This is a genomic window from Vibrio sp. ABH4_348, assembly GCF_056159765.1.
In genome coordinates this window covers 1,574,865-1,590,468 of the sequence record NZ_JBSWVW010000001.1, presented here as the reverse complement: position 1 = coordinate 1,590,468, position 15,604 = coordinate 1,574,865, and the positions used below count along the sequence as shown (strand labels likewise).

11 protein-coding genes are annotated in these 15,604 nt (G+C 45.2%); 10 read left to right on the top strand and 1 reads right to left on the bottom strand.

Annotated elements, in window-relative coordinates; genetic code table 11:
• Positions 1-198 precede the first annotated feature (198 nt).
• Positions 199-603: an NUDIX hydrolase gene (locus tag ACXAFJ_RS07090; RefSeq protein ID WP_475322400.1), complete on the top strand. Its 405-nt coding sequence runs from the start codon at positions 199-201 to the stop codon at positions 601-603.
• A gap of 77 nt (positions 604-680) precedes the next feature.
• On the opposite strand, the gene ppnP is transcribed toward ACXAFJ_RS07090, so the two are convergent.
• On the bottom strand, positions 681-962 hold the full coding sequence (ppnP, locus tag ACXAFJ_RS07085) for a pyrimidine/purine nucleoside phosphorylase (protein ID WP_475322399.1): 282 nt from the start codon (positions 960-962) through the stop codon (positions 681-683).
• Positions 963-1,400: 438 nt separating this feature from the next.
• On the opposite strand from ppnP, the gene ACXAFJ_RS07080 reads away from it, so the two are divergent.
• From ACXAFJ_RS07080 to ACXAFJ_RS07040, 9 genes are all read left to right on the top strand, one after another.
• Entirely contained in the window at positions 1,401-2,672 is a 1,272-nt protein-coding gene (locus ACXAFJ_RS07080; RefSeq protein ID WP_475322397.1) for an MFS transporter, read from the top strand.
• A 223-nt stretch (positions 2,673-2,895) separates the two neighbouring features.
• On the top strand, positions 2,896-4,101 hold the full coding sequence (locus ACXAFJ_RS07075) for a Bcr/CflA family multidrug efflux MFS transporter (protein ID WP_475322396.1): 1,206 nt from the start codon (positions 2,896-2,898) through the stop codon (positions 4,099-4,101).
• Positions 4,101-4,763: a DUF2913 family protein gene (locus ACXAFJ_RS07070; RefSeq protein WP_475322395.1), complete on the top strand. Its 663-nt coding sequence runs from the start codon at positions 4,101-4,103 to the stop codon at positions 4,761-4,763. Before ACXAFJ_RS07075 ends, ACXAFJ_RS07070 begins: the two co-directional genes overlap by 1 nt.
• 285 nt (positions 4,764-5,048) lie before the next feature.
• Complete coding sequence (locus ACXAFJ_RS07065; RefSeq protein WP_475322393.1) at positions 5,049-6,425, top strand: MATE family efflux transporter; 1,377 nt, start codon at positions 5,049-5,051, stop codon at positions 6,423-6,425.
• Between the two features lie 125 nt (positions 6,426-6,550).
• Positions 6,551-7,222: an ABC transporter ATP-binding protein gene (locus tag ACXAFJ_RS07060; RefSeq protein WP_475322392.1), complete on the top strand. Its 672-nt coding sequence runs from the start codon at positions 6,551-6,553 to the stop codon at positions 7,220-7,222.
• Positions 7,203-9,656: an ABC transporter permease gene (locus ACXAFJ_RS07055; protein WP_475322390.1), complete on the top strand. Its 2,454-nt coding sequence runs from the start codon at positions 7,203-7,205 to the stop codon at positions 9,654-9,656. Before ACXAFJ_RS07060 ends, ACXAFJ_RS07055 begins: the two co-directional genes overlap by 20 nt.
• Positions 9,653-10,777: a lipocalin-like domain-containing protein gene (locus tag ACXAFJ_RS07050; protein WP_475322388.1), complete on the top strand. Its 1,125-nt coding sequence runs from the start codon at positions 9,653-9,655 to the stop codon at positions 10,775-10,777. Before ACXAFJ_RS07055 ends, ACXAFJ_RS07050 begins: the two co-directional genes overlap by 4 nt.
• Before the next feature lie 286 nt (positions 10,778-11,063).
• On the top strand, positions 11,064-12,215 hold the full coding sequence (gene nhaA, locus ACXAFJ_RS07045) for a Na+/H+ antiporter NhaA (protein ID WP_475322386.1): 1,152 nt from the start codon (positions 11,064-11,066) through the stop codon (positions 12,213-12,215).
• A gap of 495 nt (positions 12,216-12,710) precedes the next feature.
• Entirely contained in the window at positions 12,711-15,593 is a 2,883-nt protein-coding gene (locus tag ACXAFJ_RS07040) for a diaminobutyrate--2-oxoglutarate transaminase family protein (protein WP_475322385.1), read from the top strand.
• Positions 15,594-15,604: the final 11 nt, after the last annotated feature.

Below are 15,604 nucleotides of genomic sequence, written 5' to 3'. Positions count from 1 at the left end.
GGTCTCCGATTATTCAACTCAATCATATCGCGTTAACTTTTTAACTTGAAGTGAAACGTTTCACTAAATCTATTGATCCGTGGCTTTAAGTGTGTATTATTGGTGAAACGTTTCACCTAGACGTTTAAATGAAGCTCAGCGGAAAGCTCGATCCGTTAGAAGGTGATTAGACGGTAGTAATAAGCTTTGTGAGGGGATATGGCTGAACAAATCACAAAATTATCTTGGATTCTGATTCAAGATAACCAATTGCTGTGTGTTAAGAGTAAAGGTATTGACTGTTTTTATTTGCCCGGCGGTAAAGTAGAACAAGATGAAACCCACAAGGAGACCTTGATCAGGGAAATTCGAGAAGAGCTTTCGGTTCATCTACTGACTGACAGTATTGAATATCTCGAAACTGTTACTTGCCAAGCCGCAAATAGTTCTAATGACGTTGAAGTCGTATCTCATTGCTACCGAGCAGATTTCCTCGGTATTCTTAAACCCAGCAACGAAATCTCAGAATACAAATGGATTGGGTTAAATCAGTGCAGCCCAGTATCAAACTTGGTTAAACATGTTTTGGAAAACCAGTTAGAACGAGCATCGCAGGCCGCCTAGCTCGCTTTAATTTTTGAACACTCCTAAAGTAAAACTGCAGCTTAAAGCTGCAGTTTCTATTTGTCAGCATTTTGCTATTACAAATAGTCGCAAAGATAAGCAGTGTGCTTCTCAACTTTCAAATCAAAAGATGAATCACCCGGCACGTCAAATTCTGTCCCTGCTGGGAAGCTTTGCCATTGGTCAGATGCCGGTAACTTAACAATAAGCTCGCCGCTTACCACGGTCATTTTTTCTGGTGCCTCTGTACCAAATGTGTACTCGCCAGGCGCCATTACGCCAACACTTGAGTTACCAGAAGCCGTTGCAAAACCCAGCGACTTCACACCACCTTCAAAATAGCTATTTTCCTTAATCATTGTACTTCCTTGAATTGACACTAAGGTGTCGTTTTTATCGGTTTGGGTATCACGGGTCAAGTGAAACGGATTTTCAGAAGGTAGCGGATTTAGTTCGGTTAATCTGCCAAGTTTAAAGTTGGTAAAATCATCTGCTAAGATTTTGCATTTTTTGTAGGTTAGATTTTATTCAATTGCTTAAGATGAAGAATATAGTACTTTGTTGTTTAAGCGTATAAAGGTATAAATATAACGGCAGATTAGTTTATTTCAGCAACAGCACATATCGAAGCAACGCTTGCAATTTCAATCAGACAAACGTCAGTGCGAAACTTGGGATTTCGACGTCTCTCGTCTTGTTGACATTGCGTAACACCTCGCCAATGCGCCCATTATTTACATATTCTCGGGGCAAATGAGCATCTAAATCGGTCCGGCACATCGTCATTAAGGAGTATCATGACAGCAAAAATGGAGTTTTCACGTAAGTTCGGGTTACACCAAGGTTGGTCTAGGCTGAGTATGTTAATGATCGTGGCGCTTACGCCGATTATGATGCTCGACTGGGGGTTAACTACCGGGCAGATCGGTATTGTGTACGCTACCATGAGTACATCGGTGATTTTGTCTGAGCTACCGGGCGGGATTCTCTCGGATCGATTTGGCCGGAAAAACCTGTATCTGGTAAGTATTACGTTTTGCTGTATTTCAACCCTTACATTTTTGGTTTGGCAAAACTTCACTGGAGCGATGGTGGGGATGGGCTTGTGGGGCGTTGCTATTGCAATGAACTCGGGCACGTTGGAATCATGGTATGTCGAACGTTTTTCAACGCTATCCGGAGATTCAGACCTCCAAGTTGGGTTGGCGAAGGTAACTCAGGTCGCTGGTTTGTTTTCGAGTATAGGAATAGGGTTGCTATCAATATTGGCTTTGGTAACCAGTACGTTCTTCAGTGACTTAAACACGGATTCAATCATCATTGCTTCTTTAGTTAGTTATGTTGCCCACTTTGTTTTTTCTGTGTGGTGGATTGATGAACCAAAACCAGTCCGACAACCCGAAAATGATGGCGATCAAAATGTGAATCCGCTGGCCAAATTGTCTACTTGGAAGCTCGTTAAAAATCCTGTGGTCTTCAGGTTACTAATCGTGTCACTACTAATTGTGCCAGTGGGAAGTGCAATGGAAAAATACTGGCCGATATTGATTGAAAACGCGGCAACACTCTCTGGCGTGGCTTTATCGATGAAAGACTCGGGTCTTTGGGTTCTATATGCACTGTTTGCTTCTACTCAGCTGTTGATTGCGGTTGCGCAAAAGTTTTCAGTTAAGCTGGTTAAAGCCTTTGGCGGTCAATTGGGCAAAGCAGCCTTTGTCTCTTTGGTGTTACAGGTCATTTTTGTCATGATAATGGTCGCGAGCCCTAATCTTTGGGTATTTGTTGCCGCTTGGTTGGTTTATTTCGGCACGCTGGGGTTGAAGATAAGTATTACAGGCAAGCTGTTACACAACAATATTCCTGACTACGCTCGGTCAACCATGGTTTCTTTAAGTTCTCTATTTCAGAGAACGGGGGGGATGATGGGTTCATTATCCGCTGGCTTTGGTGTGCTCTATTCCTCATGGTTTTTTGTGTTCTTGGTCTTGTGTCTTTGGGCGCTACTATCGATCGTTGTCTATTTGAACAGTGAAATGAACCAGGTCGTAGTTAAGCCAGTAGCCGTTTAAAAGGATGGTTAATGGAATTAATTAAGTAATTTGGAAAAGCTTTAATTCCATTATGGAACTAGTAAATTGTAACTTCATCACTCAAACTATACTGACTTAAAAACACCACAGCCCCCTGCTGAGGTGACATTTCAATATTCTTTTTGACCATGCCAAAGGATCATACTGCCCGCAGTATCGAGGATTTGGCATCGGGTTTCTGTTAACTTGATTTAGGAAATATATGTCGGTAGACACCACTACTAATGCCAAAGCGCATTCGCTCGGTTTTTTTCTTTTTGCATTGCTTGGAGCAGTCTCAGCATTAACGCCGCTTGCGATTGATCTCTACTTGCCCGCGATGCCAGAAATTGCTCGTTCACTAAATGTAACCCCAGGCGATGTTCAGATGACGCTGACTGCATACACAATTGGATTTGCAGTTGGCCAAGTGATTTATGGACCACTATCAGATAGCTACGGTCGCAAGCCAATTTTAATCATCGGTATTGCACTGTTTGCGGTAATGGCAGCGGTGTGTGCGAGTGCTATTTCGATAGGTATGTTGACGTATGCCCGAGTAATTCAGGGGCTATTTGGCGCGGCTGCAGCGGTTGTCATTCAAGCTGTAGTTCGCGATATGTTCGAAAAAGAAGATTTCTCTCGAGCCATGTCGTTTGTTGTATTGGTGATGACCGTTGCACCTTTGATTGCCCCGTTTGTTGGAGGCTATTTATCAGTTTGGTGGTCTTGGCGCGCGATATTTTTGGTGCTCGCCGTCATCTCGGTTGTGTTGTTGATTAAGGTTTGGTGGTTTATTCCCGAGACCTTGCCGGCTGATCGCAGACAGCCAATTAGCTTCAGCACCGTGCTACGTAATTACATTTCAGTACTGAAAAATCCAATTTCGTTTGGGTTAATAATCTCAGGAGCTTTATCCGTTTCCGGTTTGTTTGCCTTCTTGACGTCCGGGGCGTTTGTCTACATCGACTTATTTGGTGTCAGACCGGAGCATTTTGGTTATTACTTCGGCCTTAATGTTGTAGCGCTATTCATTATGACCAGTGTAAATAGCCGTATTGTTAAACGTGTCGGTATGCATGGCATGCTTCGTTTAGGTATTGCGATTCAATTGGTAGCCGGCACATTTTTATTTCTTGCCGGATGGTTCGATTGGGGGCTTTGGGGCGTAGTACCGTTTGTATCTATGTTCTGTTCTACTATTGCTATTGTTGGCAGTAATACCATGGCACTGTTGCTTGCAGCTTATCCAGAGATTTCAGGTACGGTATCGTCTTTGTCAGGCTCTGTTCGCTTTGGTGTTGGTTCTCTAGTTGCTGTGGGGATTGCTTTGGTTCCAAGTGAAACTGTTTGGCCAATGATTGCAGCAATGGGTTTGTGTGCGGTAGGATCCGCGCTTTGTTATCTTATCTGGGGACGCAAAGCATAATGTTTCAGTATTCTGAAGAAATTCAAAAGGTCGTTGGATCTGCGCTCGACGAAATGGCGCAGTTACACAGTAGCGGCAAACTAATCAATGCGTCGGCAGCAAATAATGCGTTTTTGGCACGTTGGCTGGCTAAAACGATCAAGCAACAAGCTTTTGATAAGTGCGTAACCAAAAATTTAACGACGTGGCAAAAAGCCAGTCGTTCAAAGGGAAATCAGTCTGATTTAGTAACAACGTTTCGTCGAATTTCTCAGTTTTATCAGACGTTTTTCTCCGATGAAAAGCACCATTTGGTGACGGATGCGCAAATTGAAGCCTTTTTGGAATTGGTAGAAGAAAAAGGGTGGAGTGTTTCAACATCAGAACCATTGGTTAATGCGGGGAAAATTCAATTTTTTACCGATGGCAAAAACTCCTTGGCGCTGTGCGCAAATCAATGTGATGACTGTTTTGATGGTGCCGAATTAGTTCAGAAAATGAGTTGGTTTGTGCGTGGGAATCACAATGAGTTTGTCGAGTTGGCTACTAAAGCTGGCTTTCTGGTTCACAAAGTTACCGATTACAAATCTAACGTAAAATATCACGGTGAATATTGGATTTATCCGGCGAATCGCGGTGAGCAACTCGCCGAGATTCCTTTCGGATTTAAAACTGAAAATTAAACCCATAAAGTTGTTGAGGAGATAGTCACTTAGCAGTAGACTTTTCCTCAGTTCCTTTGCTCAACTCGTTGCTTCTTTTCGGTTTGAATTTGAACGACTTCGCGTACCTTTATGCTATTTCGTGTTGAGCTTTTATCTCGAATCGTTTTTTGACTTCTATTTCTTGCTCTGTGCCTACCTTGGGTTGTCGAGTTGATCCTACTTCTTGCTTTAGTGAAGTAATCGCTATCCTTGTATTGAGTCCAAAGACGTTGTTGTATCGTTGTTTTTTTAGAAGGTTGCTGCGTGTCACTAGTAAGTCAAGTTCTGTACCACTCCCGTGGAGATTTCATCAAGCGCCTGTTTAGCATAGCGTTTCCGATTACTTTGCAAAGCATGATGTTTTCAAGTCGTCCTTTGGTGGATGTGCTTATGCTGGGGCAGCTCGGAGAAGCTGAAATTGCGGCGGTGGGGGTTGCGGCTCGTGCCACGTTCGTTACCACGATCATGTTGGTTGGGGTGACGACGGGGGGCGCCATGTTAGCCGCTCAATACTGGGGAGCAGGCGACAAGCAGGGGCTTCGAGAAAGCACCGCATTAACCTGGGTCATTTCGACACTATTTGCACTCTTGTCTGTTGCGGCATACATGATTTTTCCTTCGCAAATCATGGGGCTGACTACCGATTCTCAATTGGTGAATCAATTAGGTACTGAATACCTGATGATATCTGCGGCGAGCATGTTAAATGTCGCGTTTGTCGCCAGTTTACTCGGCGGCCTGCGTGCAATGCACCAGCCAGGAATTAGTACGTTTTTCTCAGGGATCGGGATTCTGTCTAACTTCTTCTTAAACTGGTTATTGATTTTTGGTAACTGGGGTATGCCTGAACTTGGGATCAAAGGTGCTGCGCTCGCGACTGTTTTAAGTGGTGTTATCGAAGTATTGGCCTTGTTAGCCTACTTGAGATTTAAGCAGCATTTGTTGGCGTTTGGGGTGAAAGACATTATTGCCACCATTGAATGGCAGAATATCAAACGCTTTTTGTCGCTATCACTACCCACCACCTTTAACTTTTTGCTCTGGGCTGCTGGCTTGTTTGCATACCACGCGATTATGGGACAGGCAGGGGTTCAAGGGTTAACGGTTTTGTCTGTCATGGTGCCAGTTGAATCGCTGTCATTAGCGATGTTAATTGGCTTGGCCAATGCAGCCTCTGTTATCACGGGCAATCAACTCGGCGCTAAAAACTTTGAAGCGGTTTATTATCAAGCAATTGCTGTAGTGACTATCTGTTTGTTGGTTGGGATTCTGTTTGCGCTTGGGCTTTATAGTATTAATGGGTGGGTCCTTGACCAGTTTAGTGCGCTTACCTCGGAAACTCGTGAACTTGCTGAAAAGTTTATGTTGGTACTTAGTGTGAGTATAGCGATTCGTTCGGTTCCGCTAGCTCTGATTGTAGGCGTGCTTCGTCCGGGCGGCGATGTAAAGTTCTGTCTGTACCAAGATGTATTTGCCCAATGGATGGTGGGTATTCCTTTTACTGCCTTTGCGGCAATATTTCTTGGCTGGCCACCTGAGTGGGTGTACTTACTATTTTTGACTGAAGAATCAATCAAATGGTTTGGTGCTATCTATCGTTTACGCAGTCGCAAATGGATCAAAAATCTGATCGAAAATTAGACGCTAGTAGTTATTCGCATGCATATTGATGCTAGTAGTGTGATCAATCATGCAAAACACTTTCTCATCGAAAGGTTTTAGTGTAGATTCAACGTCCTTGTCAGAAATAGACGGTGTATCTCTGAATGCTTCAACTATCCAACCTATGCAAAGGCTATCTCGATGGCGGTGAATTTCATCCGGTATTGCAAGGTGCAGAGTTATCGTTGGAGCAGGGACAGCAAATCGCACTAATGGGCGAAAGTGGCTCGGGAAAGAGTACTTTGCTGAACCTAATCGCTGGTCTTGATAAAGCTGATTCCGGTGAAATTTCATTTTCTGATTTCGAAATGCACCAAAACTCCGAAGGTAAACGCACCCTTTATAGGCGTAACAATATCGGCTTGGTGTTTCAGCAATTTAATTTGATCCCAACTTTGAATATTGCTGACAATATTCGCTTCTGTCGCCAGCTAAAAGGGCTGCCGGAAAACGAATCTCTGTGGCGACAGATATTGTCAGCGTTGGATTTGATGCCGTTGCTTGGCCGATATCCAGAAGAGGCATCAGGTGGACAACAGCAACGTGCTGCGATAGCTCGAGCTCTTTATATGGAGCCCAAACTGCTACTAGCGGATGAGCCAACAGGTAGTTTGGATGAGCGTAATGCAGGTGCGGTCATGCGTCTCCTTACCTCGCTGACGCAACAGTTAAATTGTACCTTGTTGCTGGTCACTCACAGTGAAAAGGTTGCAGACCACATGCAAGGCTGTATTCGTCTTCAAGGAGGACTTTTGCATGTTGTGGCCCGTAACTAAAGCTTTACTGGGCCACTACCGGCGTTATCCGTTCCAGATCCTATTGGTCTGGCTCGGGCTTACCTTGGGTGTTTCTCTACTCGTTGGCGTTACGTCTATAAATAAACACGCACAAATGAGCTACGAGCACGGTGAAAAGCTGTTCTCCAATCCACTGCCATATCGCATTCGCCCTAAGCACGTTGTTGCCAAAATTCCGCAAGGTTTTTACATCCATCTTCGTCAGCAAGGTTTTAACCAGTGTGCACCGATAGATAGTATACGGGTGCCTGTGGTTGGTGGGCTTGATGTTCAATTGGTCGGAATCGACCCGGTGGCGATGATGCAAATTGAATCAGAGCAAGTTATCGCGGATTACCGCTCTTTGTCTCTGATGCGTCCGCCTCACCCAGTACTGATTAGCCGAGATTTAGCGTATCACCTCAAACTAAAAGACAACGATAAGTTGGTGTTGCAGAATGGTCGTGAAATTGGACCTGTCATCGTTGACCGTTATGGTCAAACTCATGGTACGCGCGCCATTATCGACTTATCTACTTTCCGAAGACTTGAACGCAGCGCAGGCGTGTCGGTTATTGCCTGTGGCGAAATGTCTCAAAGCGAGATAGACCGACTAGAACACATACTACCCAATGGTATGGTGCTCACTCGCAGCTCTAAAGCAGAGTTAGAAGGGTTGACGCAAGCGTTCCACACCAACTTAACCGCCATGGGCATGCTCGCTTTCGTTGTTGGCTTGTTTATCTTTTACCAAGCCATGTCGCTGTCTATGATTCAACGTCAACCTATGGTGGGCATTTTAAGGCAAACCGGTGTTTCCGCATGGATGCTAGCAGCTGGCTTGAGTATCGAATTATTTGTGTTGGTATTTGTTAGTTGGCTATGCGGAAATACGTTTGGTTTGATATTGGCAAATCAATTGATTCCTAAAGTGTCAGCAAGCTTGGCTGATTTGTATGGTGCAAATGTTGGTTTGGCCGTGGAGTGGAGTTGGCAAGCTGGTTTTTACAGCTTTGCAATGTGTTTGTTCGCGTCTGCACTGGCTTGTACCTGGCCTTTGATTCGGTTGTTGCGCTCGAAACCAATTCGTTTGACCCCAAGATTGTCATTGATGCGATTTGCTGGCCGTGAGTTCTTTTTGCAAGCGATGCTTGCTTGCGTTTTGTGTGTCTCGGCCATCGCGATTTATCAAGCGCCTCATACACAAGAGTCCGGTTTTACAATTATCACGCTGTTGCTTTTGAGCACGGCATTAATTACGCCATACGTCATTTGGAAGGTATTCCAATCGTTCTCATATAGCCTCAAGTGGATTAAAGCGCGTTGGTTCTTTGCTGATGCCGCGGCTAGTATGAGTTATCGCGGTGTGGCGACCATGGCCTTTATGTTGGCGATGGCCGCCAACATTGGCGTGGAAACCATGGTTGGCAGTTTTAGAGATACTACAGATAAATGGCTAAACCAACGCCTTGCAGCAGACTTATACATTTATCCAAACAACGACCACGCCTCAACCTTGAGTCGCTGGTTGGTGCAGCAGCCAGAAGTGGAGTCAATCTGGTGGCGGTGGGAGACGATTTTAAGTAGTGATTCAGGAAAGGTGGAAGTTGTTAGTACTGGACCTTCACAAACTGAATCGAGCGCGTTACCTGTAAAACTGGCGATACCTAACTATTGGCACTATCTCCACGAAGGTAAAGGCTTGATGATTAGCGAGTCGATGGCGCTAAAACGCGGCATTAGAACTGGCGACATTATTGATTTGCCCGGTGCGATGGGTAGTGGCTGGCAAGTCGTCGGGGTCTACTACGATTACGGCAACCCTTATCATCAAATTTTGGTATCACATCGCAATTGGCTATACGCCTTTGCGGGGTCAGGCAACGTCGCGCTTGGCACCATGCTCAAAAACAATGCCGACGCTACCTTGATCAAACGAAAGCTAAGAACCTTGTTTGGCCTCAGTGATGAACGAATCTTTAATAACAATGAAATTCATGGCCAGGCAATGAAACTGTTTGATAGAACCTTCTCTATCGCTAATACGCTCGGTCATATAACGTTGGTTATCGCAGTCTTTGGGATCTTCTTTGCCACTTTGGCAGGAGAGCTATCGAGACAACGACATAGTATGTTACTGCGCTGTCTGGGGGTTTCAGGTAAGGAAATGATCGTTACCAGTCTTCTACAGTTATTGGTGTTTGGTGTTGTGGCACTATTAATCGCAATGCCTTTGGGAATTATGCTTGCTCAGTTAGTGGTCGATATCATTATAAAAAACTCATTTGGTTGGACACTAGAAGTGAAGTTTTTGCCGATTGAATACTTAAAAACAGCACTATTAGCCTTGGGTAGTTTGGTATTGGCGGGTGCCATCCCAGTGGTGAGAATGGCTAGGCATCGACCAATGAAGTTATTGAGGGATGCACTATGAGTCGTTGGCTAGCTTTTAGCCGCGCTCGAGCGGTTGCCATTTTTGTAGTGATGTTTTTAACTGGCTTTAGTTGGGCGCTTTACGATCGCTTCTATAGTGCTGATGAGCCAATTCTGCCTTCCAGCTTTTCTCAAGTTTTCTATAACACACAATCAGACGCCTTTGCGAAGGTTGATCCGACCAATGGTGTTCAACTGCCAGCTGACTTTTCGTTCAACCCCAATTATCAGCATGGCTGGTGGCAAATGGCTGCGTGGCTTACCGATGATGCTGGAGAGTCGTACTATCTACAGTGGAACACCATGCGAGTGGGGTACGATAGTAGTAATCCTCGCAGCTGGGAAAATACGCAGTTGTTTGTCTCGCAGAAAATTCTCATCCACCAAGGTGAAGTCTATTCTGAACAAAGGCTGGCACGCGGGGGGATTGGTCAAGCGGGTATGATTGCCAACCCATTTCGACTTTGGTTAGACGATTGGCGTTGGGAGTCAATGAATTCGACACCTTTTCCCGGTGAGATCTATTTAAGTGGCCGAGATTTTTCTGTTGACCTCAATGCAAGATCTTATGGGCCGTATGTGCTGCCAGGAACTAATGGCTTTGTACAAAAGCATAATTTACTGCCAGTGGCGACTTACGGTTTCAACGCACCATTTGTAAGAGTAAACGGTGAGTTGATGTTCGAAGATAAAAGATTGCGAGTCTCCGGGCCAGCTTGGCTTGGAAAAGAATGGGGAAGCGGCCTATTTACTGATAGGCAGCAAGGCTGGGATTGGTTAGTGCTACGCTTAGAAAGCGGCCAAGTGTTGTCAATAAATCGCTTTCGATCGAATAAGCAACCTATCTACAACACGGGAACGTTGTCTGACGCAAGTGGCAAGCAGTTAACTTTAACTAACGAGCAAATCTCATTGACACCTTTGACCAGCCATCAGCTCGACAACGGCAAAGTAATTCCAACCTCTTGGCAGCTTAAGCTCGACGAGTTTGATCTAGACGTCACGATTGAAGTTCCTGTCAAAGATGCATGGCACGAATTTGCGGTTCCATATTGGCAGGGGCCAATCCAAGTTGATAACAACATCAACATCCAAGGCTTTATGCAATTGACTGGTTATTAGACAAGGTAGTCTCGACTAGATAATTGACTCTTGCCATCTTCCGTTTCCTCTCCTGACAGCTTGTAACAATTTTCAGCTATCATGTATGTGTTAACCAATTGTTTTAAAGTGTAACTTACTCGGGCAACGAAAGCGTTATCCTATAAAAAAGGAAGGGTTTGGCCGCCAAATCATCGGAAATACCGAATAATGATATCCGTACAAGCGATTTTTGTGCGCTAGATCAACAGGCTAGACTCAGGTGTATTGTTGCTTTGGAAACAATTTTAATAAAAGGAAACACTTAATGAGTGATATCGTTCGCGATTTTTTCAAGATGGAGTCGGCTGGTGGCATTCTACTAGTTATCGCGGCTGCTATCGCAATGCTGGTAGCAAACTCTTCGCTTAATGACATGTACCAAGCTGGTCTACATACCTACATTTTCGGCATGTCAGTTTCACACTGGATTAATGATGGCCTTATGGCTATTTTCTTCCTGCTTATCGGTTTAGAGGTGAAACGCGAACTACTTGAAGGTGCGCTAAAATCCCGTGAAACAGCAATTTTTCCTGCTATCGCAGCGGTTGGTGGTATGTTAGCCCCCGCGCTGGTTTACGTAGGCTTTAACTACCAAGACCCTGACGCAATTCAAGGTTGGGCTATTCCTGCTGCAACAGATATTGCCTTCGCTTTGGGTATCATGGCACTGCTTGGTAAACGCGTTCCTGTTAGCTTGAAAGTATTCTTACTTGCACTCGCCATCATTGATGACTTAGGTGTCGTGGTCATCATTGCGTTGTTCTACACGGGTGACTTGTCCACGATCGCTTTGACGGTTGGATTCATCATGACCGCGGTTCTGTTTATCTTAAATAGTCGAGAAGTGACAAGGTTAACCCCTTACATCATTGTTGGCGCTATTCTATGGTTCGCAGTTCTGAAATCCGGAGTTCATGCTACTTTGGCTGGTGTCGTTATCGGTTTCGCTATTCCATTAAAAGGCAAGCCGGGAGGCAAATCGCCACTGAAACACATGGAGCACGCACTGCACCCATATGTTGCTTTCCTAATTCTTCCTATATTTGCCTTTGCAAACGCAGGTATATCGCTAGAAGGGGTTTCTTTGTCAAGCCTGACTGCGACATTGCCAATGGGTATTGCGCTTGGTCTGTTAGTTGGTAAGCCATTGGGTATTTACAGCTTCAGTTGGGTTGCGGTGAAACTTGGAATCGCAAAATTACCAGAAGGTGTGCGCTTTATTCATATCTTTGCTGTGTCAGTACTGTGTGGAATAGGTTTTACCATGTCGATATTTATCTCTTCACTTGCGTTTGGCTTGGACCACGTAGTGTTTGATACTTATGCGAGATTGGGCATTCTGATGGGTTCAACGACCGCAGCTATTATTGGTTATACCTTGCTTCACATCTCGTTGCCTAAGAAAGCCAACGCCTAAAAAGCTCTACTAGAAATTACAAAATCCCCTCTCTTAAAAGAGGGGATTTTTTTAACTAATAAATTTGTCACATGTCGATTATTTGAACAAATATGTATTGCCTCGCAGGTTGGATTTGTTTATCATCGCGCGCAATCTCGGACGTGAACCAAATGGTCCTCTGGGGGATACGCGCAGCAACCATTCAGGCTGATTGTGATGCTGCGTAGGGTAGGTACTAACAACCCTTTTGTTAGTAGATGGGATACTTAACCGCGGAGACGCCGCAATGGGAAACCCAACGTTGAAACTTAACAAACGCACTGTAATCAGCTTCATTCCAAGAAAATGTCCTGTTCAACAGAATAGCGTCATTACGGAACCTTGATTCCCAACTAGAACTAGTCTTTCTGACTAATTGATACAGCATGACCAATTTTTGGTTAGGTGCTGGTATTCCTCGTGTTTTTTATCCAACGAAATTCGTTGACTGTCATTTAGGTTCAGGGTATCCGAATGAGTACAGCTTTTGATTTTGAAAGCGGTGAGCAAACCGTATTTTCTAAGCAAATTCCTATTGTCGATGGTGTTTATGATTTAACACCGGACCAAATTTTACTTGATCAACAACAGCATGAGTCTGAGGTGCGTTCTTATCCGCGCCGTTTACCGATTGCTATCAAACAAGCTTATGGAGTGTTGGTCGAAGATACCCGTGGCCAAGTCTTCTTAGACTGTCTTGCCGGAGCGGGTACGCTAGCGCTGGGTTACAACCATCCAGAGATCAATCAAGCGCTAAAATCACAGCTTGATACTGGTTTGCCATATCAAACTCTAGACATTACCACTCAAGCAAAAGACACCTTTGTAAAAGCCGTTAAAGGCTTTTTGCCACAGTCTTTTGCCGAGAACTCAGCCATACAATTTTGTGGTCCTTCTGGTGCGGACGCCGTAGAAGCAGCGATCAAATTGGCCAAGCAAACCACTGGTCGCAACACTATGTTTGCTTTCCGCGGCGCTTACCATGGTATGACAAACGGCACTATGGGAATGATGGGTAACTTGGGAACTAAAGCGCGCCGAACTGGCTTGATGTCAGATGTGCACTTTATGCCATTCCCATACGATTTACGTTGTCCATTTGGCCTTGGCGGTGAAGCAGGTGCCAAAGCGAGCATTCGCTACATAGAACGTCTACTCAATGACGACGAAGCGGGCATCATGAAACCTGCCGCCATGATTGTTGAGCCTGTTCAAGGCGAGGGTGGTGTGATTCCAGCGCCAGCCTCTTGGCTGCGTGAGCTTCGTCGTATTTGTGATGAGCACGGCATCTTGTTGATCTTTGATGAAATTCAATGTGGTGTTGGCAAAACTGGCTACCACTTTGCATTTGAAGAGTCAGGCATTAACCCAGATATTCTGTGTTTGTCGAAAGCCATTGGTGGCGGCTTGCCAATGTCATTATTGGTGTTTAACAAAAGCATAGATACGTGGAAGGCGGGTGAGCACACGGGAACATTCCGTGGTAACCAGCTTGCCATGGTTTCCGGTGCAAAAGCGTTGGAAATCATCGAGCGCGACAACCTTGTTGAACACGCCAATGTCGCGGGTCAATACCTAAGAATGGGCTTGGAAGCGATTCAAAAGCGCGTTAACTGTGTGGCTGACGTTCGCGGCAAAGGCCTAATGCTAGGCGTTGAAATCAAAAAACCGAACGGCGGTAACAACAAATTTGGCGAGCCAGTATCCGATGGCGAACTTACATTAAAAATCCAACGTGCTGCGCTAGAGCGCGGTCTTATGGTTGAAAAAGGTGGGCGCGATGGTTCCGTTATCCGCTTCTTGCCACCACTTATCATTTCTTTTGAACAAATTGACTTTGCACTTCGTGTGCTTGAAGAAGCCATGTTGGTGGCAGGCGCAAGCCTGACCGATAGCTCGTGCAAAGCCGATGAATGGAAAAAACACTTCATTCAAACGGGGCAAGCAGGCAGCCAGCAGTACGCGGCAGTGATGCATCACACTACCGAGGTGATGCGCGATGTGTTTGAGCAGACAAAAGCACCATATTCTGGGCTTGATCCAAAGCTATTAGAAAGCCAAATCAACGCGGTTGATTTAGACCAAGGTAATCATGCGTTGTCAGATGTGATTTCTGACACGGGCGAATTGGTCGCCAAAAATTCAATTATGGTGCAGCACCCAGACTGTATTGCTCACTTACATACCCCACCTTTGGTCTCTGCGGTCGCCGCAGAAGGTATGATTGCCGCGCTTAACCAATCGATGGATTCGTGGGATCAAGCGTCATCCGCGACCTACGTAGAGCAGCGCGTTGTTGACTGGATGTGTGAGCAATACAAGCTTGGTGAGCAAGCTGACGGCATCTTCACGAGTGGCGGTACACAAAGCAACCAAATGGGTTTGATGTTAGCTCGTGACTGGATTGCGGATAAGTTGTCGTCTCACTCGGTGCAAAAACTAGGTTTACCTGACTATGCGGACAAGCTGCGCATTGTATGCTCTGAGAATGCTCACTTCACGGTTCAGAAATCGGCATCTTGGATGGGACTGGGTGAGAAAGCGGTATTACCAGTCGCTGCTAATCAAGACGGAACCATGAAAGCGGGGCTGTTGGATGCAACCATTCAGTCTGCAAAAGACCAAGGTTTGATTCCATTCGCAGTAGTAGGTACCGCTGGTACAACCGATGCGGGTGCTATTGATAACCTGCAAACTGTGGCTGAGGTCGCGGCCAAGCATGACATTTGGATGCACGTTGATGCAGCGTATGGCGGTGCATTAATCCTAAGTGACAGCAAAGACCGTTTAAACGGCATTGAGTTAGCCGACTCAATTACTGTCGACTTCCACAAGTTGTTCTATCAAACCATCAGTTGTGGCGCATTGTTAGTTAAGGATAAAGCGAGCTTTAGATTTTTGCTTCACCATGCGGATTACTTAAACCGTGAACATGATGAGTTGCCAAACTTGGTGGACAAATCGATCGCGACCACCAAACGTTTTGATGCATTGAAAGTATACATGACGATGCAGAATGTGGGTCCAACCGCGCTTGGGGAAATGTACGATCATCTGCTTGAGCAAACCCAACAAGTCGCGTCCTTGGTTGCCAATAAAGCAAACTTTGAGTTGTTGACGAAACCGTCGCTCTCAACGGTACTATTCCGTTGCACTCATGGTGAAACCAATCTTGACCAGCTTAACCAAAATATTCGACTACAAGCGCTTGTGCGTGGCGAAGCAGTGTTAGGTGAAACCACATTTGCTGGGCAAACGGCGTTAAAATTTACCATATTGAATCCGACGTTATCTTTGACGGATTTTGAAAATCTACTGAACAAAATTGACACGTTAGCCACTGAGCTAGCGCAATAATAAGGAACCGA

What these genes read in the sequence shown, in the direction of transcription:
- ACXAFJ_RS07040 (WP_475322385.1), top strand. Translation starts at nt 12,711, where the DNA reads ATGAGTACAGCTTTTGATTTTGAAAGCGGTGAGCAAACCGTATTTTCT.
- ACXAFJ_RS07090 (WP_475322400.1), top strand. Translation starts at nt 199, where the DNA reads ATGGCTGAACAAATCACAAAATTATCTTGGATTCTGATTCAAGATAAC.
- ACXAFJ_RS07070 (WP_475322395.1), top strand. Translation starts at nt 4,101, where the DNA reads ATGTTTCAGTATTCTGAAGAAATTCAAAAGGTCGTTGGATCTGCGCTC.
- ACXAFJ_RS07060 (WP_475322392.1), top strand. Translation starts at nt 6,551, where the DNA reads ATGCTTCAACTATCCAACCTATGCAAAGGCTATCTCGATGGCGGTGAA.
- ACXAFJ_RS07055 (WP_475322390.1), top strand. Translation starts at nt 7,203, where the DNA reads ATGTTGTGGCCCGTAACTAAAGCTTTACTGGGCCACTACCGGCGTTAT.
- ACXAFJ_RS07075 (WP_475322396.1), top strand. Translation starts at nt 2,896, where the DNA reads ATGTCGGTAGACACCACTACTAATGCCAAAGCGCATTCGCTCGGTTTT.
- ACXAFJ_RS07050 (WP_475322388.1), top strand. Translation starts at nt 9,653, where the DNA reads ATGAGTCGTTGGCTAGCTTTTAGCCGCGCTCGAGCGGTTGCCATTTTT.
- nhaA (WP_475322386.1), top strand. Translation starts at nt 11,064, where the DNA reads ATGAGTGATATCGTTCGCGATTTTTTCAAGATGGAGTCGGCTGGTGGC.
- ACXAFJ_RS07080 (WP_475322397.1), top strand. Translation starts at nt 1,401, where the DNA reads ATGACAGCAAAAATGGAGTTTTCACGTAAGTTCGGGTTACACCAAGGT.
- ppnP (WP_475322399.1), bottom strand. Translation starts at nt 962, where the DNA reads ATGATTAAGGAAAATAGCTATTTTGAAGGTGGTGTGAAGTCGCTGGGT.